The following is an 18,878-nucleotide window of genomic DNA, read 5'->3' as shown; positions in this document are numbered from 1 at the left end:
TTTACCCTCTTTCATATGTAATCACAAAGCCCATTATAGCAAGGTTTCTTACGAATGTACAAAAACTTGTTTTCGCCCAAAATCACATGTTTTCGGGAGAAATGTGACTTTTTCGTGACTTTCGTGACTTTTTTTGTGTAACGAAGTCGGGTTGGTTGGTGTTGTTTTACACCTAAAAATTGGATGATTATTCGATTAGGACATTTTTTGTTATCAAAAATTGTCGATTTTTATTATGGTAAATTAAATTATATATGGTTAAAGTTGTTATTACAGGGTATTTGGATTAATGCCCTTAGATATATTGAAGGAGGATACATAAGTGATTAATTTATTCAAAAAAGGTTTTATTTATCTCACATTAATGGTGTTAGCATTAGTTAGTATTAGTGTCGAAAGTGCATTGGCAGCAGAAGTTGTGGATTATGAAGAAGGTGTTACTAATTTAAATAATACTCCAGAAAATAGTGCAGTAGTTGGTAATAGTTTGAAAAAACCAGAAAAAGGTTGGAAGAGATATGACGATAACCATGAAAAATTAATTTATGAAAAAGATAAGTGGGTAAGTTATACAGGTAATTCTGCTGATTACAAAAAAGGCAGCATGGGTGCTAAGAAAAAAGTAACTGCTAAAATGGAGTTTTGGTTTTTAGGTAGTAAAATTAATATTATTACATACAGAGCTCCAACGTACACACAAGATGCTGTAGTTAAAATAGACGGGATTGATCAGGGCTATCTACAGAGTTATGGCTCAACTCAATCTCAAACAGTAGCCTTTAAAAAAGAAGGGTTACCCTTTGGTATTCATAAAGTTGAAGTTGCAATAACAAGTACTCCTTCTAATGTAGACACATTTACACTTAGATTAGATGCTATTGATATTGATATAAATGGTAGTCTTGTAGATGAAGGGTTCGTTGAAGAATCAATTATATTAGACAGAAACACATTAGAGTTAGTAGAAGGTATTCAAGATAAATTAATAGCAACTATATTACCTGAAAACGCTAGTAAAAAAATAGTATGGTCGTCTAGTGATGAAAATATTGCAACAGTTGATCAAAACGGTAATGTAACTGCCATTAAAGAAGGAATAGTTAAAGTTACAGCAAAAGTAGAAAATACAAATCTAAGTGCCGATTGTCTAGTTACGGTTAAGAAGCAAGGAAGTACAGAACTTGAATCAATCACATTGGATAAGACTTCACTAGAACTACTAGAAGGCAGCCAAGATAAATTAACGGCTACAGTCCTACCTGAAGATGCGATAATTAAAAATGTAGTTTGGTCTTCCAGTGATGAATCAATTGCAACGGTAGACCAGCATGGTAATGTGACAGCTATTAGTGAAGGAACTGCAATCATTACTGCAAAAATAGAAAATACTGATATTGTAGCAATTTGTACAGTAATTGTTAAGAAACCAAACAATGAAACTTCGAGTGCAATTTTGAGTATTACTTTAGTAAACGGTATTACAAAAGAATATGATGTTACTAATACTGTTTTAAATAGTTACTTGAATTGGTTTGAAAGTGCTCAAGGTACGTCTACTTTCAAATTCACAAAAACCATCTCACCTTATAAAAAAGTAACTGAATATATTGTACACGACAAGATTGCTTCATTTGAAGTAAGAGAGTATTAATCAAGAGACCGCCCCCACAATAATCAGTGGTAGGGCGGTCTTACTATTTTATTTATTACGACGTTGTTGTATTGTAATAAACAACCCAATTAATCGATCCGTTGTCATCACGCCATTTTGTAAATCCTTTAAATGTGAAGCATTAATAATCCCCTCCTTCACTGCCTGTGCAATAAAGTTTTCAGTTTCCGCTCTCATCGCTGGTGAACCAGAATCCCAAATAATATTACTCACTTTGATTTCCTCCTTCTTGTCTTTCACAAATAATTGAGCTTTCAATTTACTGTTGCTCGGCACGAATACTTGTCCTTCTAATTTGTATCCTCTTGGTATCTTCCAATTGTGTTTCACTTCAAAGTGTGGTCGGTCAATTTTACGTGTCCAATCACCGCCCCATGTTATACCTAACTTACGAACTATTGCCCCGACTTTTGTTAATGTATCCACATCATATAAGGGTTTAGGTGGAGCCACCGCAATGTCCCATGCTAATCGTGAAGTATGATTACTCTTCAGTGTCCACGTCACAATTTTCCCTGGTCTTGTTCTGCCTTGTGCATATAGGTAATTTTGGCGTGCTTGCGATCGGTATGTTTCTGTGACGAAGATATTTTGAATGCCCGCTTTATAGCACTGTTGAAAGAGCAATCTGCAGGCAGTTTGCGCCACTGGTAATAGTTCTGCTAAATCTCGACATGTAGTTGTGACACTAGTCATTCTATCCACCAACCTTTTTGGATACTTTCAATAAATCAAATGTTCCAGAAGCTGTTAATCCTGCAACAAAACCAGCAATTAACATGATGTACACTGGATACTCTGATAACGGCCAACAAACTAGACCAATAAAAATACCAATCACAACGGAAGTGATTGGCATGTATTGTGTATTAATTTTGAATGTCTTTTTTAGTACCTCTGAAACGGCTAAAACGATTGCAACCATTATCGCTGCAAGTGTAAAAATGTTCTTTAGATCCATTATTCAGCTTCCCTTTCTGTATTTTTATTTTTGAGTGTGTGTTTTTCGATACGATCCACACGACCTTCCAAAACATTCAACGATCGATTTATTCCTTCGAGTGCAATGGCCGTTCTTTCTTGCGAGTCATTAGACCGTTCTAAGTGATCCATTAATTTGTTTTCACGTTCCTCCGCCCTGTTCATCAACTTATCATTTTTACTAATTAAATAACGAAACGCTCCAAACGCGATAATTAAACATGCAATTGCCCATACTGCTTGGCTTGTAGCAATTTCATTTACTGCAACTACATCCATACCATTACCACCACCCTTTTAAATAATATAAAAGCGCTGAGAAACCTGGAGAAACATAACAATAACTAAATACTGTTGCATAACTAGATTGTTTTTCAGCGCATACTATTAGCATGTATCATTATAAAAAATGATTTAAGATACTGGCTTTCATCAAGATTCAAATACTTTCCAAACCATATCATCTTCCTCAACAGATCCATACGATAAAAGTTCTACTATTCTACCACTTGGATAACCTTCATAAAATGATAAAAAATTAGTAACTTCATCAGCAAGGAAATATTTTTCCCTAATAAATGCTAGAAAGAACTTCGTTGCCTCTGAGTTAAACTGATTAGTGAATACTAATACTTTTTCAACATCATTGATAAAATGTTTTTCTGAAACATTCAGTCCTTTATACTTCATTTCTACAATTGCTAATATTTCCTCTACACAATCACCTAAATGATCATTTTTTGCTTTATCTACATCTATTTTCACTACTACTAAATCGATTTTTTGATTCGTATCGATATAATATTCTGTAAAAATTGCTAAGTTGTTGTCTTTTATGAATGTATCACCTAGTCGATTTCGAATATGATAGTACATTGCGTTTTTTAATGTATCTTCTTTAAGTAAAAAATGATGATTATAATCACTTTTAATATCATAACACCAAACATCCATAATTATTTGATGTACTTTTGTATAAATAGACTTCACTAACTAATCTCCCTAAAAATATATATTGTTTGTTTCAGAATTATTCGTCTGTACCCGTTTATTGCATTATATCAATTTCCGACACACCAGTTGGTTAACTATAACATAGTTATATCAAATCCTCCTTAGCCCATACGTTTCCACTGGCAAGAGTTGAATAGTATTATTTTAACTACATATAAATCTTATTCTGAATCGTATAGTATGTGGCTGATACCGTGATAAATCTTTTTTAATGCATTTTTACGAATGACATATATCATTTGTGGGCTATAATTCATCTTTCTAGCAATCTTTACTATAGTCCATTCCTTAAAATATCTATGCTTTATGAAGTAGACTTCTTTTTCAGGCATTATGTTTAATAATTCATCTATACATATTACAATTTTTTGATTTTTCGTTAAAGTTCCATCTTTTACTTTATTTATATATGGATATAGTTTCAAATATTCCTCTACCAATTTATCAAGTTTACGGTTATTCTTCATTGAAAATTCCACCTTATTTTATAATCGATACCCCTTTTACTTTTCATCTTTTTGTCTAATTTAACGATTTTAAAAGCGAATCACCAAATAGGTTGTTACTTTAAGTGGAGTAAAAAACTGATTTATTTCACAATATCCCCAAATAATAACCTACTTTCAATTTTCCTTTTTGACTGTACGAAATTAAAACACCCTTTTATAATAATTAAAGGTAGCCCTTCATGAATTGAGTCTTAAAACATTTAGAACACAAGGTGATGAAATGGAAATAGATACGGGTATTAATAGAATATTTGTAGAATTCGATACTGGTATGTCGCACTATTTAACTATTTTGGCAGTTATCCTTTCATTAAAATTGCTATTACCTCTCTTTTTCAAACGAAAAAAACAACTTATTGAATTAATTGCAAGTTTCGCTCTATTTTTGCTAATTAACAGTCTTGTATTTAATATAAAAGATATTTTATTTATCAATTTTGACATTCTAAATTTAGGGATTATTTTTATTTTGCTCTTTAGTTACATAATGTTTTTTTATCAGCTTTATAAATATATAAAAAAATCCAAAGCACATGAATAGACATGTGCTTTGGATTTTTATCGAGGATATGACAAGTATTTTGCTATTACAACCTTGTCAGGATATACCGCACCATTTTTAGCTTTGTACGACATTGTTGTCTTCACTCCCTCAGCTACTGGTTCAATTTTAGTAGTTATATTATCGCCAGCCCTAGGGGTTGGAAATGGTTCGTATTGAGTATCATATACCCAAACCTCTCTAATTGATGCACCAACTGTAATTACTGTAGATATAACACTTACAGCTACAAAACTTACTAAGCCCAGTGCGGCAAAAGTTCCTATTGTAAATATTGCACCTACCTTCCAATTCAATACATCACGCGATGTAAACGTATATGTTGTAGATGTTGTTCTTGATAAATGCACTTTTGTATAAGCTATATCATACGTATAACCGTTATTTGACTTTATATGAACTTTGTACTCTCCGAAAAAAGGCGTTTCTACCGTAAAAGAGTCTCTTGAAGTTGATTGGCTATAATTTTTTGTGAAAATGATTTTTCCATCTCCAGGCCGCTGTACTTGAATTGATCCATTGTAACCTATACCACCCCTTTTATTCCAAGAAATTCTTAAACTTTTGATTCCTGTTTTTGAGACTCTTAAACCAAAATCTGTATTCCCATTATTTATTGCCATTTAAGATGCCCCCTTATCATGTTGTCATATAGATACAACTAATCATAAGGTGTATACGAAATTCTAAACTCTTTTATTTATACAAGATTTATCACATGATTTCTATATTAAATCTCCATTTTCAGTTTCACAAAAATGACATACCGAAACTAAGAGACTTATCCAATGAATGTTATATAACTATTAAAAACAGATTATTTTTCTATAAGACCACTTTTTTTAATTTTTTCGACATTATGATGAACTTCAAGATCATTGACTGCTTCCATAATCTCTCTTTGATATGGCGCACGCTCCGTATTCCATCGCCCATGCTCAGCTGACGATTCCTTGGATAATACACGATGCTTATCCGCCCACTGCGATACCGTAAGCTTGGGAGGAGGTACTACTAAGCTAGCAATTCCTTTAGATAGACTCATTGTCTGTTTTTGGACCAACTTCATCACCTTCCAATTCTAATTCAACTTTATCTTCTGTGAAATAATGTGCCGCATCATACTCAGCAAGCTCTGCTAATGCTTCATGAATATCTCTTTCCAGTAATGCTTCAATCATCTTCGGGTCATCCTTACTCGCTAAAAGTAACGCTGATTTTGAGGGCAGCGACAACATCTTTGAACGAAACGCCATGACCATGTGATTTTGAATTTTCTCCACCTCATCTGCCTTATGCATTTCTCGTTTTAGATGCGCCAACTCAATTTCTGCCTTCTCCCGCTTCGCCTTCTCATGCAGCCATTTCTCATAATCTAAAGACTCCATCACCTTGTTCTCATCAATGCCTTCAAAGGACATTTTCAAAAAAGTAATGTAGCGACTGACGGTATCGATCAGATCATAGCGGCCATGAGCGACACGTGCAATCACACCTTCTTCAACTAAATAACGAACATTCCGTTCCGTCATATTAAACATTTTGGCAATCGTTTTTGTATTGACAATCGTTCGATCATCCAATTTCGTTTTCGCTGTCACTCATGTACTCACCTCACTTGATTTACCGGATGGAAGGAACACCTTTTTTCACACTTTATCTAGCCCTTTTTCGGGCCTCGGAGACCCGCAGCCTGGCGTTCTTGGGTAGAAGAACCTAAGACAAAAAAAGACGACGCAGCATGTGCTGCATCGCCTATCGTTATGTTGTTTGATAAATATTGCATACTACAATAATAGCATGTTCATTTTGAAAGAGTGTGCCAACATTCTGCCAAAAGTCTGCCATTATATTAGATAAAATTTATTCTTGCTTGAACAAATTAATAAAGTACTTCGCGTTCCCTTTATTATCTTTAAATTTAGATAATATGTAAGTGAATGCAAAAATCAAAATAAAATAACATGATACTACTACTAATAACGATATTTTTTTATTATCCTCTAATGATTCTAATAAACTCCCGTATGCACCTACAAAACCAGTAATAATCGCTACTATTGCTACAAATACTGTTGTTAAATCAAACTTTTCTTCTATTCCTTGCAACCTAGATAGTAAAATTTGTTTTTCTTGTGAATCCAAACTTTTATATGTATTGATATTTTTCTTCAATTCTTCTCTTTTAACGTTCTGTACCATATAATTCTTAATTAAAAACTTCAATAATTTTTTATCTTTCTTTTCATAAATTTCGTTTTCTAATTCTCTTTTCCTCATATACCCTCCATATTAATCGTATTTATTTTTATATTGAATATACCACAATGACATTAACATATCTTACATTCTGTTAAGGTGCAGAATATGTTTAAAGGCTAGATTTTTCTACACTTTACTCGCCATTCAGATTATGAGCTTTACATGTGTTTATTTTGTAAATGTCTTTAGTCTGTGAAAGTGTTAAACAATTTTAAACCCTACTCAATTTCCTAAAATAAGCCAAATAAAAATAGCACCAACTTATCAGTGCTATTTTAAAATTTCAAACGCTTATTTAATTTTTGATACGCTTGATCGATGGCATCTTGATTTACCCCAATATATTTCAATGTAATATAGGGAGCTGAATGATTAGAAATATCCTGCAGCAACGCCACATCTTTTTCTTCTTGATACACATGATAGCCAAAGGTCTTGCGTAACGTATGTGTCCCTATTTCGTCCAAACCATTAGCCAATGCAGCTGCACGTAATATTGCATATGCTCTTACTCTTGTAATTGGTTTATTTTTACCTTGTCTTGATTTGAATAAGTACTCCTGATCTTCTTTATCCTCTATATATTGTGTAATCACTTTTTGCAGTTCTTTTAAAATTGGAATGCGTTTTGTCTTATTCTGCTTCTTTTTCTGCACCTTTGACTCTTTTATAAACAACACTTGCTTATGACGAACATCTCCTACCTTTAAACGCAATATATCGCTTATTCTAAGCCCAGTATAAATACCAAAACAAAAAAGCAATTCATCACGTGGATTGTCTTGCAATGTTTTACGAACATCACGAATCTTGTCTATTTCACGTATTGGCTGGACAAAATTCATAGGCTCTTCACCTCATCCCCCTCATATACCTCTACACGTAATGCTAATGCTAATTTATACAATGCTTGTGCTTTAATACGATAAAACGTACGCTCGCTAATATGTAGCTTTTTTGAAATTTGATAATTATACAAAGGCGTCTCCTCTAAACAAGCCATAACAATAATCTGTCTCTCTTTTTGCGTCAGTTTATAAAATGCACGATTAAATCGTTCAAAAAAGGCTTTCGCTTGCTTGTAATACTCTACATTTCGAATCGCCACGTTTTCAACTTTCGAATGAAATACTCCACTGTAAGATGGCATGTTTAACGTATAATTCGCTGTTATCGTCGGCAACAAATCCTCAGGTGTTGTTAGTTGATATGTTCGATATTGTCTCAATACCTTTTCAATGGCTTTTTGCGTTGCCTTGCCATCAATATTTTTTAGAATATCCATTATACTCCACTCCTTTGGTTAAAATAAAAAGAGGACAATAGAAGATGGCAGCGTGGTTGCTGATACCTTTTATTGTCCTCCAGTGAGCTGGTAGTACATTATATTATTAACATTGCGAATTTAAGTTATAAATTAATCATCTCTTACTCAAAGAATATAATTCAACTTAATTGTTTAAATTTATTCTCTATTTGTAGCATTAAGGTGTGGAAATGATCAGATCTACAAGGAATCCACTCTTTCTTTAAAGTACGCTCTAAGCTACTTGAATTTCCAGAATTAATTATTGTACCCACCTTAATACAATTTTGCATAAGGAAATGTAAAGAGCTCAATATAAATTTTGCACTAATACAGTACTTGAAGAAAAACATTTTTTCCATACTTGTATATTCTGAAATCGTAGCCGCTACATTATCTGGAAGAATCCTTTGTTCAATTTCTACTAAGCTAGTATTAACTTTATTTAATTCTTCAGAAATAAATAAATCAAATTTTTGTAGTAAATCTAAATTTCTATATTTCTCTGCTTGATTATTAAAAATTTGAATGGGTTTTGTTTTTGAAAGTTTTACTATTTTATCTAATTCTTCTTCATTTAAAAAATTGTATTTAAAATTCAGTTCTCTTATTAAGCTAAGTTTAGGATAATGAAATAATAAATCAGAAATATTATTAAATTCATCAAGCATTTTTTCAAAAAGTTCAATTTCATCACAATCATAGTATCTATCAAAGAATAATTTTAATATAGATTCATCAAATAAATAATTCTCCAATTCATAAAAATCATAGTAATGTATTCTGTCATCTTTACAATTTTCATTTAAAAAGAAATCTAAGTCACGATCAAATAAACATATTAAATTTGATTTTTCATCTTTATATTTTTCATATGCCTTAAGAGCATTTTTTTTACCTGATAAAATTTCGTTTAAATCTTCAGCTTTTACTACCCTAAATGGAATATCGCCGTTCCTCCTATGATAATAAAATTTTTTTATAACTTGTATATCATCAGAACCCTCAACTAATAAAATATCGTTATTGTTTTCAGAATAACCGAAGAAATCCTCAGCTAATACAGCTTCTAGAAGTTCTTCATGCATCTCCCCATTACTTATATTCATCTATATCACCTAATTTTACTAGATTATTTTTATATTTTATATTAGCTACATAAGGGGAATGTGTTGCCAGCAAGAACTTAGTGTCTTTCTTCTTTAATAATTGTGGTAGAAGTTTACTTTGCCATGATATGTGTAATGATAATTCTGGTTCATCAATTATAATTAATGGAGTAAATACGCAATTCCTTAACACTAACCCAATATAAGATAGAATTGTTATTAATTGTTTTTCTCCCGTTGAAAGTTTTTCAAATGGGCGTGATAAAGAAATATTGTAATTTTTCTCATTAAAATTAAGTTTAACTTTTTCTTTAAAAAAATTACTAAATCCATTTTCCAAATACCTGAATGGTTCGAGCAATTTATCTTGCTCATTAACATGTTCTCTATAAAGTGTGATTAATCTAATAAAGAAATTTGTCTCTGTACTAACTGTTTTTAAGGACTGGTTCACTATGTCAACAAGGCTCGGATATGAATCCCTTACAAATCCATAATTGTTATTTAAACTTTCCGTATATTTAATCTCTATTTTATCTACAATATTTTTAGAATCATTACTAATTAATTTTTGACTTTCAAAATATTTATTAATTTCTTCTTTGTCTATCCCCTCACCTATCCCCAATTTATTAGAAAGTTCAATTAGTTGTTCAGCTGCACTTCCATATAAATTGATATCATTCTTTCTTTCTTTTCTAGTTTCATCTTTGTTTTCATATATACTTTCAATAATACTTTTTATAAACTTTTTTAATAATTCATTTAATCCTTCTGAATTAAAGTCACGAAGCTCTTTTGAATAGGATTGATATATATATTCAATATCTTTGTCATCGACTCCTATAACACGACGATCTATTGGAAAATTTTTTAAATCTCTATATATATCAATATCTGAAGCAAATGGAGAATTAATATGATATTTATCCTCTAGTAAATTTTTTATATCACTGTCAATTCTTCTATAAGTCGGAAAATATAGTATTGAATTTTTGATTTCATCGATGAAAGAAAGTTCAGGATAGTTATCTTTTAATTCATCAAGATTATCAAACAACCTTGTAGAAGTATAATAATTATCTTCATCCTCACTCATAGCAGTTTCATAATCTAATACTTCATCAAAACAATAATCCCCAGATTCCGTGATTTCTTCTAAATTTAAATCTGTATATTCTGAATCATAGTCTATTAACTTGTAGGAAAAACTATTCCAAGGCAAACCAACATCTTCTATTTCTATGCAAAACTCATAATCTTCAAAAATATAAAACACTTCTAGTGTTGATTTTGTTTTTTTTATTTCTATAGAAAGAAGTTTCCTTTTATTATTATCGAAATCAATCTCAAGACTATTAAACTTTGTTTTAAATAAGTTTTCAAAATCTCCAGTAAGCACAGTAAATAGTAAATTTAGAAGAGTTGTTTTCCCTGATCCATTATCACCTGTTAATATAGATAAATTTCCTACATTTTCTAATTTTATAGTATTTTTTTGGCCGTAAAGCCCCTTTATGTAAAAACTATTAATCATTTTCTCACCTCATATTAATAAATTTATTTTCTATTCAAACAGCTCTATCAAAGAGTAATCACCTTCTTTCCCAAAATTCAATAGTATTATATCAAATTTACCACAATAATTACCAATTAATAATTCTATTATATCTATTTTATTGATATATTTAATATTTCTTTTTTCTTATCTCAATTAGTAAAACCATTAAATACTTTATTAAAACTCCTCCCCCTCATCAAACTCAACACGTCTCACCTTTCCCTGATAGGTAACAATCTTTGTCTTAGCGTGTGCAGGGAGCTCGGTGAATTTTGCTATGCCATCGGAGAGGACGATGACGCAGTTTTCAGGGAGTTCCATGATGTCGATTTGTAGGATGCCATCGTTCGAAATGACTAGTGGTTTTAATCGCATAAATGCTTTCCCCTTATGCTATAATGATATTACTGGTAGCAAGGGAGAAGCCTTTGCTCTATCAAAGCTATGGTTGCAGCCATAGCTTTTTTTAATTGGTCATGACCAAATTACTTAACACTTGATAGCAACGTTCTTTTTCTTTAAAGCATTCATGTAAGCGATCATTTTCAATTTCGTAAAATTTAGCTGTTTTGCGAATGGTATGTTTGCCGATAAGGATTTCTTCATCATCATGAAGCTGATTCAGTGCCTGATAAATAGGGTCCATCGAAACGTCAATGATTTCATAAATATTCACATTATCCATTTTCATCCCTCTCATTTCTTCAAGTTAAAATCACTTTTTATAATTCGTCCAACGTTTTCACAAGCTCTTCATCTGACATATTGCGAAACATATCCTCAGCGTAGTTTTTGCGTAGCATGATAATCGCAATGATTTCTTCACGTTCTTGCTTAGACAATCCATCTTCCTCCTTTGTGCAAATCTAGGCGATACAAGTTATATTGACCTGCTGCTGCATGACCAAGATAGGCCGGAAATTGCACGATCGTTTTTCGGTATTCTAGCAGTGACGTTTGTATATCGAAATCGGCAAAATACATTACCTTTGTTAACAATCGATGGGCTTCCGTAATGGCTCCTGGCACTTCACCAAATAACGCTTGATGCAGCATGTTGACTTCCAGTGAATCACTAGCAAAGTAAAAAGCATATTGGGCAAAGCTTTTGACGACGTATAGCTTGATACGGCCAATGCCAAGGACATTTCGGTTTGTCATTTCACGTACTGCTGCATCATCATAGACCACCTCTAGCAATTTATTAGAATCGTCCTCCAACTGAATTTGTTGTGTAGACACAGCCCAATAGACTTGATGTGCAAACCAACACAATTCAAACTCTGTCGCATACTCCAAAATCTCCTTTACCGTGATAAGGTCGCTCATTTGGCAACACTCCAGGCTATATTCGACAATCTGCCAGTATCTTTTACATAGCTGGCGAACACTGTCCCAGTCGGGCCATTTCGGTGCTTAGCGATAATAAACTCCAACATATTTTGGCGTTCGGATTCTTTGGCGTAGTAATCATCGCGATATAAAAACGCGATAACATCAGCATCTTGTTCGATATTGCCTGAGTCTCGTAAGTCGCTCATAACAGGGCGTTTGTCCTGACGTTGCTCGACACTGCGATTCAGTTGAGCTAAGCAAATTACAGGGCAGTTAAATTCCTTTGCCATTTACTTTAAATCCCATGAGATTTGGCCAATTGCTTGTGTTTGATTATCGCGTGTATTGCTGACTCGAATGATTTGCAAGTAATCGATTAAGATGACGGGCTTTTTATCAGGGTTGGCTTTAATGATTTTTCGTGCAGTAGCTCGAATCTGTGTAACGGTCATCCCTGCTCGATCATCAATTTCGATATTGGCATTATCAAGCATGCCAAGTGTTGACATCCACTTTTCTTTTTGGCCGTCTGTAAAATACTCATAGGGATTGCGCATCTTTAAGCGATTAAAATTACCTGTTGCGGCAATAAGGCGATCAATTAGCGTGGTGCGACTCATTTCCAGTGAGAAGATGATTGGTAAATAGCCATCCCATCCCGCTTTTAGTGCGATATGGTTCATCGTGTCCGTTTTCCCCATCGAAGGTCTAGCCGCAATAATCGTAAGCTCAGCATCTTGAAAGCCGTTTAGCAGCTTATCCAAATCAAGTAGCCCTGTAAGCACCCCTGTTTTGCTGTTTTCTTGCTCAAAAGGTCGCTTCGCCATTTGCATTAAGTCGGCTTTAATACTCGTATTGGTAGTCGTATATTGCGTCATGAGCTTATCCAGTGCATGTTGAATTTCAGCTATGCCCCAATCTTCTTGCTGTGCTTGCTCCATCATTTGACGCTTGGATCGCTCTCGCCAATTCTCAAGCACAATGGTTTCGTACTCCTCAAATTTCGTTGCACTCGCAAAGCTCCCAAGCTCCGCTAAATAATTTGCCCCGCCAAGTTCTATCGGCTCTCGTGTTGTCAGCAATGTGATATAGTCCATGGCTTTACGTTCACTGACAAGCTGTAACATGCTAGTAAAAATATTTTGATGCACTTGCGAAATAAAATGAGCTGGCTCTAAGTTGCTATCTGCAATTAAATAATTTTCATGGAGCATCGTTCCTAGTAGACTTTTTTCAGCTAGCTCGATGCTAATGTTTTGGTATGTCATTACAGATCTTCCCCCTTGCTAAAATCTAAATCCAGTGATTCAGGCAAATGAGTTTGGTTTGTTGGTATGCTCTGTTTTTCGTTCAAGTAGCTTTCAAATTTCGTAGCGTTGAACAACGTATCCGGACGCAAGTATTTATTCATGTCGGGATTATGCAGCCACTGTTTAGCCTTCGTGTCAATCACGCATTTGAAGTGCTCTAACGTATAGCCATCCTTCAGTCGGGCATGTATGAGTCGCTTAGTTGCAGCTGTTGTGGCTTTAAAGTTTTTCTGAGCTGTTTTGTTTAAGTGAGTAATAATTTCATGCACAATGTCGAGTTGCTCGACATTATATTTATTTATTTTATTATTTAGTAATTTATTATTTAGTAGTGTCGGGTTTTCCGTATCCGGATTATCCGGTAACGCCTTTTCAGTAAACGGTAATGTATCAGGCGTTTCAAAAACTAGTAACTCTGTTTTACCAAACTTTCCGTCATCACTCCTTTTTTGCTCCCTTTGGATGTATCCAGCAGCCGTCAACTCTTTGACAATGTTATTAGTAGCATCACGCCCATTTTTACTGCGTTTTGTTAAGTCTTGAATAGTAAAACGCCAATCATTAGGCAACGACAGCATGTAAGCAAGCATCCCTTTCGCCTGCCAACTTAAGTTCTCATCATTCAAAAATCCCTTGTCTAAAACAACATAGTTCTCCTTTTTTTGAACACGAAATATTGTCATGATTTTTTCTACCTCGCCTATTTGGTTGAATTAGCAATATGAGTGTAATTTAAATCGCACGCTCTGACTTTTAGTGTTTCATGTGTCTGCCCCTCCTCTCCATGTGGAAATAAAATGCAAAGCATCTTGTAGCTTGCACTGTGGAACATCTCGATACGACCCCACTTGATAACGGCGTTTGATTTCACGATAAAGGGACGCGAAAAAGGCAGGACGGCGCCCTTGCACTATGCATAATTGATTGACACGTTCGGTCACCGCTTGTCGTAAACGCTTTTGCTCGCCCGTATGTAGTGTGATCCCATTTAGCTGTTGTTCAATTTCCTGTACACGCTGCTCCAAGGCTAATAAGCGTTTCTCGTCATACGGCAATTCAATGGGCTGTACTTGCTGCAATTCGTTTGTCAGTTTGTAATACTGCGCAACAAGCAGATGGTATGCCTCCCACGCCTTGTCGCTACTGAGTGACTTCGCTAATAAAAACGCCCCTTCTTCGGTCCACAAATACAGCAATGATACAAATTTGAGGGTGGCGTCATTTTGTCGCCCACCTTTAAATTGTTTCAGTGCCTCCCCTGTAAGCGCAAAATAATGCGTACCTTCTTGATAATGCTCCTTGTTTCGTTGAAAATTTCGAATCAACGACTTACTGTCCACTTCGTACGCCTCAGCAATTTGTGCCGTTGTTAACACCTTTTTATCTGCGTGTTGAATCTCTGTTAAATCCATGCGACTTCTCCTTTCATAAGGGTGGCGACAAATTGTCGCCACCCTATAAGTGCAAGGTTGCAACATCAAATTCATTAGACAATTGATGAACCCTAAAAATAAATCACACCATTTGCAATTGATTCTCTAAATCTTCCACTAATTCAATAGCAGCTCTTATAGCAGTGACTCTCCCTTTTTGTTCGAAGTAATCCTTTTGATTGCTCACATATAAACAACTATCGAAAGCTTCCGCTACATCGACCGCATAATCCCGTAACAACTCTTCTTCCTGCGCCAGAAATGTATTTAGTTTCTCTAAAACTTCTTTCATATCCGTTCCTCCTTTATTGACTTCTATCCAGTTCTTGTCCATAATAAAAGGACAAGATTTTTATTAAATTTTCGAACTGAGACCGACCAAAGCTACAGTTCAACCTTTATGCAGGTGCTATTGCGCTTGCATTTTTTCTTTTTCATTCGAACGAACAGCTACTAAATGAATGCCCTCTACTTCAGCATTTAAATACTCATAATAAGACTCAGAACACAGAGACGGCTCAATGCGAATGTCCTGAACACCTTCTGTTAAACGTTGAAAATCGTCATACGACACTTGCACATTACAAATCCCATCATAAAAATCTATCGCTAAAACACCTGCACTCTGTGCCATTTCATGCTTTTCCTTTAACATGGATAACAATTCCATCATTTTAAAATTTGAATAACAAATATCTAAATTTGCATTTGCTACCCTATGCAATGTGAATTTAGTTGCATCTTGATAAGCTAAAAATGCTTTGATTTTTTCCATAGTGTTCTCCTTTCTAATTTCATAAAATAATCCAACATACAAACCCACCAACCATCGGAAGCAATGTTTGCAAAATCGTTAGCCCATCCATCCCCATTAAAAATGCGACAGCGACCTCTTGCGTATTTGTTTGCTTAAACCATTCCATAAAGGTTATGGCATCAGGAATCTTTACGCTATTTTCAAATTTTGAGATACAGGACTGCGATCGATTCATGCGAAATGCCAGTTCTTCTTGTGACAACCCTGCTCGTTCACGACAGGCTTGCAAAATGGCGCCAATTTTCATCATCTCACCACCTTTCACATTCCGGAATACAATATTACGTTGTTGTGATATAAAATTTTAATATGAAACATTAACCAACGGATTGAAAATACTTGGTATGTGTTTGAACCCATTCGGTATGCTCATCAATCCATTGCAACAATGCTTTTGATGGAATTAGTACCCGACCAGCTTCATAAAACTTCGGGAAATCGTCTCGCCTCAATAACGCAGACGCTTTTGTACTTTTTATATTGAATAACTCCATCAACTGATTACGAGTCAATAAAATCGGTAACTCACAAATTAATGGTTTTCGTGTAAATGTCTTCTCCAACTCCTCTCGAAGCAACTTGCGAAATTCCTCTTTTATCTCCGCTTTAAACTCCTCGCTATACATCCCCCTCACCTCCTCATTTAAGGTTTGATTTTATATTACCAAATTGCCATTTTTCCAAATGAGGAATAAAAATACATACATTTATTTTCATTAATATTCGAATTCATTCATATTTGACCACTTTACAAATAATGGATTTTTATAAACTTTCATACTTATTCATTTTTTATTTTTTAACTGGAAAAAATGTGCCCCCCTCCAAGTCAAGTACTTTTTTTATAAATCAGGAAATAATTCAAAAATTGAAGTCTCCAGAACAACTTCCAACTGCAATGAAACCTCTAATCCTGGTTTAACTCGACCACTCTCAATAGCGCTTATCATTGCAGTTGAACAGCCAACCAATTTTCCTAACTGTGCTTGCGTAAGTTGTCTCGCTTTCCTTTCAGCAATCATCCGCTCACGCTTAACCCCTTTTACATTTCGAAATTCATCCGAAGGTAAAGGCTTTTTGCGCTTTTTCTTACGCTTCGGTTTTGTCATGCTCCATACCAAACTTCTCACCTCCCCTTAGATCATCCAAACTTACTTCTAATGCATCTGCTAATTTGCACATGATTTTAAAAGTAGGATTCGGATTCTCGCTATTTTCAATCATTTGGATAGTAGAATCCTTCACTCCTGATAGTTTCGCTAACTGGTAACGGGATAACCCTTTTGTTTTTCTAATAGTTTTTAAATAAAACACAATATATCCATCCTTTTTACGAAATATCAATTCGAATCTTACGGAGATCACTATAAGAAAACACCAGACATCAATTATATTAGTTGGTAAGATTAGCACCTCCACTGGTGCTAACCTTCCTCTACTGTAGTGTTGTTCAACATTTGAATTCTACCTTTCTGTGAATCTATAAAATTTACAAGGCTTTATTACTATGCGAATGACTATAACTTCACGCGCTCAGAGCGATAGTCTAAATCCATACGAATGAACCCAAGCATGGCGTATGCATCTGTGTACGTCATGTTTACTTCTTAAAAAAGCTCTATGATTTTATTAGACATATCTACCGCCTCTTCTAAAGTACAATCTTTCCAAATGTTACAAGCATATGCCTCTTCCAAGCTCCTTACATTTGGTGGATAATTTCGTAACAAGTACTCTTTGAAAGTATGTTTCCGCATCTTTCTCACCTCCTTTCAAATAAGTAGTTAATCCGACCATACGACTGCATATACAACGAGAAAATAATCAATACTACCTTTAGAAAGTTCAATTAAAAAGCAGACATATGAGTATCATTGTTTTATTTGCTATAAGCGTTTTGAGGTATTTGTCTCTAAGTAATAAGAACTGCATACATTGTTCAATCACATGAAGTAATAATGGCCTTTCAGTCTCTGTTCCAGCAGAGGTTTCCCTGTCATGCACGCTCATCTTGGTTTTGTGATGCTCTATACCCTACTTCCACTCACAAAGTTCACAATTAGTTAACACTTATTTTAAAAAAATATCATCTGGTTTTTTATCAAAAACTTTTGCTATTCGCGTGGCCATTTCATAGGTCAAACCTCGCTTACCATTTTCAATAAACCAGTAATGCTCCTTTGAAATACCCGCCCCATCAGCTACCTGTTTACAAGTTAACTTTTGTTGTACTCGAAGTTCTTTTAGTTTTTCATGAGCCAACATAAACACCCCCTAGCCGAAGTTAACCTTTTGTTAACAACATAATAAGTTAACTAAATAGGAATTGCCAATAGTTTATAACACAAAAATTCCCCTTTAGTTAACTTTGTGTTTATGACTTTGTTATCTAATAGTTAACTTGTATAATTAATTTATCGAAATGAGGTGTTTTTATTGAATGGAGAGCGCCTAAAGAAACTTAGAAAAGAAAAGAAACTAACTCAAACTGAATTAGGAAGTAAAATAAATGTAACTAAAGTTTCTATATCTGGTTATGAAAGTGGGAACCGTTCTCCTGATACTGATACTTTACAAAGACTTGCCGATTTTTTCGAAGTCAGTACAGACTACCTACTTGGTCGTACAGATAACCCAGTACTTACACCACAAGAAAAAGACGAAGCTGCTTTTCAAGCATTTATTAATGACCCCGAGCTTGGTGTTTGGTATAAAGAGCTTCCACAATCTGGTGAAGAAGAACTTCGCAAATTACGAACAATTTGGGAAATGATAAACGGGCAACAAAAGTAATATAATATCATGTTTGAAATTTTGTAATGAAACATAATAAGGACATCCGAATATGGAATGTCCTTTAAATTACATAAAGTATGTAAATATTACACATTAATGGTTAACTTATTCTCATAATGCCACAACAAAGACATGTAGACTATTTTAAAGTTGGTACAGATTATTCACTATTTCGTAATGTTACTGTTAAGTTTATATGTAACTTATTATT

At 34.2% G+C, this 18,878-nt stretch carries 30 protein-coding genes and 1 pseudogene; 3 read left to right on the top strand and 28 right to left on the bottom strand.

Annotation, left to right across the window (positions count from 1 at the left end; translation table 11 throughout):
- Nucleotides 1–322: 322 nt before the first annotated feature.
- Nucleotides 323–1,651 (top strand): Ig-like domain-containing protein, encoded by a 1,329-nt coding sequence (locus JNUCC52_RS01165; RefSeq protein ID WP_337981090.1) that lies wholly within the window; start codon nt 323–325, stop codon nt 1,649–1,651.
- A 48-nt stretch (nt 1,652–1,699) separates the two neighbouring features.
- On the opposite strand, the gene JNUCC52_RS01160 is transcribed toward JNUCC52_RS01165, so the two are convergent.
- The 5 genes from JNUCC52_RS01160 to JNUCC52_RS01140 form a co-directional block, all read right to left on the bottom strand.
- A complete protein-coding gene (locus JNUCC52_RS01160; protein ID WP_337981089.1) occupies nt 1,700–2,368 on the bottom strand; it encodes a M15 family metallopeptidase in 669 nt (222 codons plus the stop codon).
- A 1-nt stretch (nt 2,369) separates the two neighbouring features.
- A complete protein-coding gene (locus JNUCC52_RS01155) occupies nt 2,370–2,633 on the bottom strand; it encodes a hypothetical protein (protein ID WP_337981088.1) in 264 nt (87 codons plus the stop codon).
- Nucleotides 2,633–2,932, bottom strand: a complete 300-nt coding sequence (locus JNUCC52_RS01150; RefSeq protein ID WP_228134071.1) for a hypothetical protein — start codon at nt 2,930–2,932, stop codon at nt 2,633–2,635. The genes JNUCC52_RS01155 and JNUCC52_RS01150 overlap by 1 nt, the downstream gene beginning before the upstream one ends.
- A 153-nt stretch (nt 2,933–3,085) precedes the next feature.
- Nucleotides 3,086–3,643 (bottom strand): hypothetical protein, encoded by a 558-nt coding sequence (locus JNUCC52_RS01145; protein ID WP_337981087.1) that lies wholly within the window; start codon nt 3,641–3,643, stop codon nt 3,086–3,088.
- 185 nt (nt 3,644–3,828) lie between these two features.
- A complete protein-coding gene (locus tag JNUCC52_RS01140) occupies nt 3,829–4,134 on the bottom strand; it encodes a sigma-70 RNA polymerase sigma factor region 4 domain-containing protein (RefSeq protein ID WP_172771752.1) in 306 nt (101 codons plus the stop codon).
- Between the two features lie 226 nt (nt 4,135–4,360).
- Between JNUCC52_RS01140 and JNUCC52_RS01135 the strand changes: the two genes are divergently transcribed.
- Nucleotides 4,361–4,717, top strand: coding sequence for a hypothetical protein (locus tag JNUCC52_RS01135; protein ID WP_337981086.1), 357 nt, complete (start codon nt 4,361–4,363; stop codon nt 4,715–4,717).
- Between the two features lie 17 nt (nt 4,718–4,734).
- Here the strand turns inward: JNUCC52_RS01135 and JNUCC52_RS01130 are convergent, their stop codons facing one another.
- The 23 genes and pseudogenes from JNUCC52_RS01130 to JNUCC52_RS01020 form a co-directional block, all read right to left on the bottom strand.
- Nucleotides 4,735–5,361, bottom strand: a complete 627-nt coding sequence (locus JNUCC52_RS01130; protein WP_337981085.1) for a hypothetical protein — start codon at nt 5,359–5,361, stop codon at nt 4,735–4,737.
- A 194-nt stretch (nt 5,362–5,555) separates the two neighbouring features.
- The gene (locus JNUCC52_RS01125) at nt 5,556–5,801 is read right to left on the bottom strand and encodes a hypothetical protein (protein ID WP_337981084.1); all 246 of its coding nucleotides are present in this window, start codon (nt 5,799–5,801) and stop codon (nt 5,556–5,558) included.
- Nucleotides 5,770–6,339, bottom strand: coding sequence for a hypothetical protein (locus JNUCC52_RS01120; protein ID WP_337981083.1), 570 nt, complete (start codon nt 6,337–6,339; stop codon nt 5,770–5,772). Before JNUCC52_RS01120 ends, JNUCC52_RS01125 begins: the two co-directional genes overlap by 32 nt.
- Nucleotides 6,340–6,601: 262 nt before the next feature.
- Complete coding sequence (locus JNUCC52_RS01115) at nt 6,602–7,018, bottom strand: hypothetical protein (protein ID WP_337981082.1); 417 nt, start codon at nt 7,016–7,018, stop codon at nt 6,602–6,604.
- A 257-nt stretch (nt 7,019–7,275) separates the two neighbouring features.
- Complete coding sequence (locus JNUCC52_RS01110) at nt 7,276–7,845, bottom strand: tyrosine-type recombinase/integrase (protein WP_337981081.1); 570 nt, start codon at nt 7,843–7,845, stop codon at nt 7,276–7,278.
- Nucleotides 7,842–8,285, bottom strand: a complete 444-nt coding sequence (locus JNUCC52_RS01105) for an ArpU family phage packaging/lysis transcriptional regulator (RefSeq protein WP_337981080.1) — start codon at nt 8,283–8,285, stop codon at nt 7,842–7,844. Before JNUCC52_RS01105 ends, JNUCC52_RS01110 begins: the two co-directional genes overlap by 4 nt.
- A 161-nt stretch (nt 8,286–8,446) precedes the next feature.
- Entirely contained in the window at nt 8,447–9,415 is a 969-nt protein-coding gene (locus JNUCC52_RS01100; RefSeq protein WP_337981079.1) for a DUF4435 domain-containing protein, read from the bottom strand.
- Nucleotides 9,402–10,952 carry an AAA family ATPase gene (locus JNUCC52_RS01095; protein ID WP_337981078.1) on the bottom strand — a complete coding sequence of 517 codons (1,551 nt, stop codon included), beginning with the start codon at nt 10,950–10,952 and terminating at the stop codon, nt 9,402–9,404. The genes JNUCC52_RS01100 and JNUCC52_RS01095 overlap by 14 nt, the downstream gene beginning before the upstream one ends.
- Nucleotides 10,953–11,153: 201 nt before the next feature.
- Nucleotides 11,154–11,351 (bottom strand): XtrA/YqaO family protein, encoded by a 198-nt coding sequence (locus JNUCC52_RS01090; protein ID WP_107896292.1) that lies wholly within the window; start codon nt 11,349–11,351, stop codon nt 11,154–11,156.
- 91 nt (nt 11,352–11,442) lie between these two features.
- Nucleotides 11,443–11,661 (bottom strand): hypothetical protein, encoded by a 219-nt coding sequence (locus JNUCC52_RS01085; protein ID WP_337981077.1) that lies wholly within the window; start codon nt 11,659–11,661, stop codon nt 11,443–11,445.
- Nucleotides 11,662–11,698: 37 nt separating this feature from the next.
- The gene (locus tag JNUCC52_RS01080; protein WP_337981076.1) at nt 11,699–11,818 is read right to left on the bottom strand and encodes a BH0509 family protein; all 120 of its coding nucleotides are present in this window, start codon (nt 11,816–11,818) and stop codon (nt 11,699–11,701) included.
- Nucleotides 11,811–12,305 carry a hypothetical protein gene (locus JNUCC52_RS01075; protein WP_337981075.1) on the bottom strand — a complete coding sequence of 165 codons (495 nt, stop codon included), beginning with the start codon at nt 12,303–12,305 and terminating at the stop codon, nt 11,811–11,813. Before JNUCC52_RS01075 ends, JNUCC52_RS01080 begins: the two co-directional genes overlap by 8 nt.
- Nucleotides 12,302–13,525: pseudogene (locus JNUCC52_RS01070) on the bottom strand (replicative DNA helicase). The gene JNUCC52_RS01075 and the pseudogene JNUCC52_RS01070 overlap by 4 nt, the downstream one beginning before the upstream one ends.
- Before the next feature lie 53 nt (nt 13,526–13,578).
- On the bottom strand, nt 13,579–14,304 hold the full coding sequence (locus JNUCC52_RS01065; RefSeq protein WP_337981074.1) for a conserved phage C-terminal domain-containing protein: 726 nt from the start codon (nt 14,302–14,304) through the stop codon (nt 13,579–13,581).
- A gap of 78 nt (nt 14,305–14,382) precedes the next feature.
- Nucleotides 14,383–15,033 carry an ORF6N domain-containing protein gene (locus JNUCC52_RS01060; RefSeq protein WP_337981073.1) on the bottom strand — a complete coding sequence of 217 codons (651 nt, stop codon included), beginning with the start codon at nt 15,031–15,033 and terminating at the stop codon, nt 14,383–14,385.
- Nucleotides 15,034–15,136: 103 nt separating this feature from the next.
- Nucleotides 15,137–15,346, bottom strand: a complete 210-nt coding sequence (locus tag JNUCC52_RS01055) for a hypothetical protein (protein WP_172771730.1) — start codon at nt 15,344–15,346, stop codon at nt 15,137–15,139.
- Nucleotides 15,347–15,463: 117 nt separating this feature from the next.
- On the bottom strand, nt 15,464–15,829 hold the full coding sequence (locus tag JNUCC52_RS01050) for a hypothetical protein (protein ID WP_337981072.1): 366 nt from the start codon (nt 15,827–15,829) through the stop codon (nt 15,464–15,466).
- A gap of 19 nt (nt 15,830–15,848) precedes the next feature.
- Entirely contained in the window at nt 15,849–16,121 is a 273-nt protein-coding gene (locus JNUCC52_RS01045) for a helix-turn-helix domain-containing protein (protein ID WP_337981071.1), read from the bottom strand.
- Between the two features lie 67 nt (nt 16,122–16,188).
- Complete coding sequence (locus JNUCC52_RS01040; protein ID WP_172771733.1) at nt 16,189–16,497, bottom strand: DNA-binding protein; 309 nt, start codon at nt 16,495–16,497, stop codon at nt 16,189–16,191.
- Between the two features lie 216 nt (nt 16,498–16,713).
- A complete protein-coding gene (locus tag JNUCC52_RS01035) occupies nt 16,714–16,992 on the bottom strand; it encodes a helix-turn-helix transcriptional regulator (protein ID WP_337981070.1) in 279 nt (92 codons plus the stop codon).
- A complete protein-coding gene (locus JNUCC52_RS01030; RefSeq protein WP_337981069.1) occupies nt 16,961–17,185 on the bottom strand; it encodes a helix-turn-helix domain-containing protein in 225 nt (74 codons plus the stop codon). The genes JNUCC52_RS01035 and JNUCC52_RS01030 overlap by 32 nt, the downstream gene beginning before the upstream one ends.
- Before the next feature lie 293 nt (nt 17,186–17,478).
- Nucleotides 17,479–17,628, bottom strand: a complete 150-nt coding sequence (locus tag JNUCC52_RS01025; protein ID WP_337981068.1) for a hypothetical protein — start codon at nt 17,626–17,628, stop codon at nt 17,479–17,481.
- 313 nt (nt 17,629–17,941) lie between these two features.
- Nucleotides 17,942–18,136: a helix-turn-helix transcriptional regulator gene (locus tag JNUCC52_RS01020; protein ID WP_337981067.1), complete on the bottom strand. Its 195-nt coding sequence runs from the start codon at nt 18,134–18,136 to the stop codon at nt 17,942–17,944.
- A gap of 162 nt (nt 18,137–18,298) precedes the next feature.
- Here JNUCC52_RS01020 and JNUCC52_RS01015 point away from each other — a divergent pair, with 162 nt between their 5' ends.
- The gene (locus JNUCC52_RS01015; protein WP_227665353.1) at nt 18,299–18,664 is read left to right on the top strand and encodes a helix-turn-helix domain-containing protein; all 366 of its coding nucleotides are present in this window, start codon (nt 18,299–18,301) and stop codon (nt 18,662–18,664) included.
- Nucleotides 18,665–18,878: the final 214 nt, after the last annotated feature.

It is taken from the genome of Lysinibacillus sp. JNUCC-52, from assembly GCF_015999545.1.
GTDB lineage: Bacteria > Bacillota > Bacilli > Bacillales_A > Planococcaceae > Lysinibacillus.
Note: the sequence above shows the minus strand (reverse complement) of the source record. Positions and strands in the feature narration are given on the sequence as shown.

Coding starts and splice junctions, on each gene's coding strand:
- JNUCC52_RS01155 (WP_337981088.1), bottom strand. CDS start 2,633: ATGGATCTAAAGAACATTTTTACACTTGCAGCGATAATGGTTGCAATC.
- JNUCC52_RS01050 (WP_337981072.1), bottom strand. CDS start 15,829: ATGGAAAAAATCAAAGCATTTTTAGCTTATCAAGATGCAACTAAATTC.
- JNUCC52_RS01110 (WP_337981081.1), bottom strand. CDS start 7,845: ATGAATTTTGTCCAGCCAATACGTGAAATAGACAAGATTCGTGATGTT.
- JNUCC52_RS01140 (WP_172771752.1), bottom strand. CDS start 4,134: ATGAAGAATAACCGTAAACTTGATAAATTGGTAGAGGAATATTTGAAA.
- JNUCC52_RS01105 (WP_337981080.1), bottom strand. CDS start 8,285: ATGGATATTCTAAAAAATATTGATGGCAAGGCAACGCAAAAAGCCATT.
- JNUCC52_RS01085 (WP_337981077.1), bottom strand. CDS start 11,661: ATGGATAATGTGAATATTTATGAAATCATTGACGTTTCGATGGACCCT.
- JNUCC52_RS01100 (WP_337981079.1), bottom strand. CDS start 9,415: ATGAATATAAGTAATGGGGAGATGCATGAAGAACTTCTAGAAGCTGTA.
- JNUCC52_RS01075 (WP_337981075.1), bottom strand. CDS start 12,305: ATGAGCGACCTTATCACGGTAAAGGAGATTTTGGAGTATGCGACAGAG.
- JNUCC52_RS01020 (WP_337981067.1), bottom strand. CDS start 18,136: ATGTTGGCTCATGAAAAACTAAAAGAACTTCGAGTACAACAAAAGTTA.
- JNUCC52_RS01090 (WP_107896292.1), bottom strand. CDS start 11,351: ATGCGATTAAAACCACTAGTCATTTCGAACGATGGCATCCTACAAATC.
- JNUCC52_RS01055 (WP_172771730.1), bottom strand. CDS start 15,346: ATGAAAGAAGTTTTAGAGAAACTAAATACATTTCTGGCGCAGGAAGAA.
- JNUCC52_RS01150 (WP_228134071.1), bottom strand. CDS start 2,932: ATGGATGTAGTTGCAGTAAATGAAATTGCTACAAGCCAAGCAGTATGG.
- JNUCC52_RS01040 (WP_172771733.1), bottom strand. CDS start 16,497: ATGTATAGCGAGGAGTTTAAAGCGGAGATAAAAGAGGAATTTCGCAAG.
- JNUCC52_RS01095 (WP_337981078.1), bottom strand. CDS start 10,952: ATGATTAATAGTTTTTACATAAAGGGGCTTTACGGCCAAAAAAATACT.
- JNUCC52_RS01115 (WP_337981082.1), bottom strand. CDS start 7,018: ATGAGGAAAAGAGAATTAGAAAACGAAATTTATGAAAAGAAAGATAAA.
- JNUCC52_RS01160 (WP_337981089.1), bottom strand. CDS start 2,368: ATGACTAGTGTCACAACTACATGTCGAGATTTAGCAGAACTATTACCA.
- JNUCC52_RS01060 (WP_337981073.1), bottom strand. CDS start 15,033: ATGGATTTAACAGAGATTCAACACGCAGATAAAAAGGTGTTAACAACG.
- JNUCC52_RS01045 (WP_337981071.1), bottom strand. CDS start 16,121: ATGATGAAAATTGGCGCCATTTTGCAAGCCTGTCGTGAACGAGCAGGG.
- JNUCC52_RS01065 (WP_337981074.1), bottom strand. CDS start 14,304: ATGACAATATTTCGTGTTCAAAAAAAGGAGAACTATGTTGTTTTAGAC.
- JNUCC52_RS01130 (WP_337981085.1), bottom strand. CDS start 5,361: ATGGCAATAAATAATGGGAATACAGATTTTGGTTTAAGAGTCTCAAAA.
- JNUCC52_RS01025 (WP_337981068.1), bottom strand. CDS start 17,628: ATGCGGAAACATACTTTCAAAGAGTACTTGTTACGAAATTATCCACCA.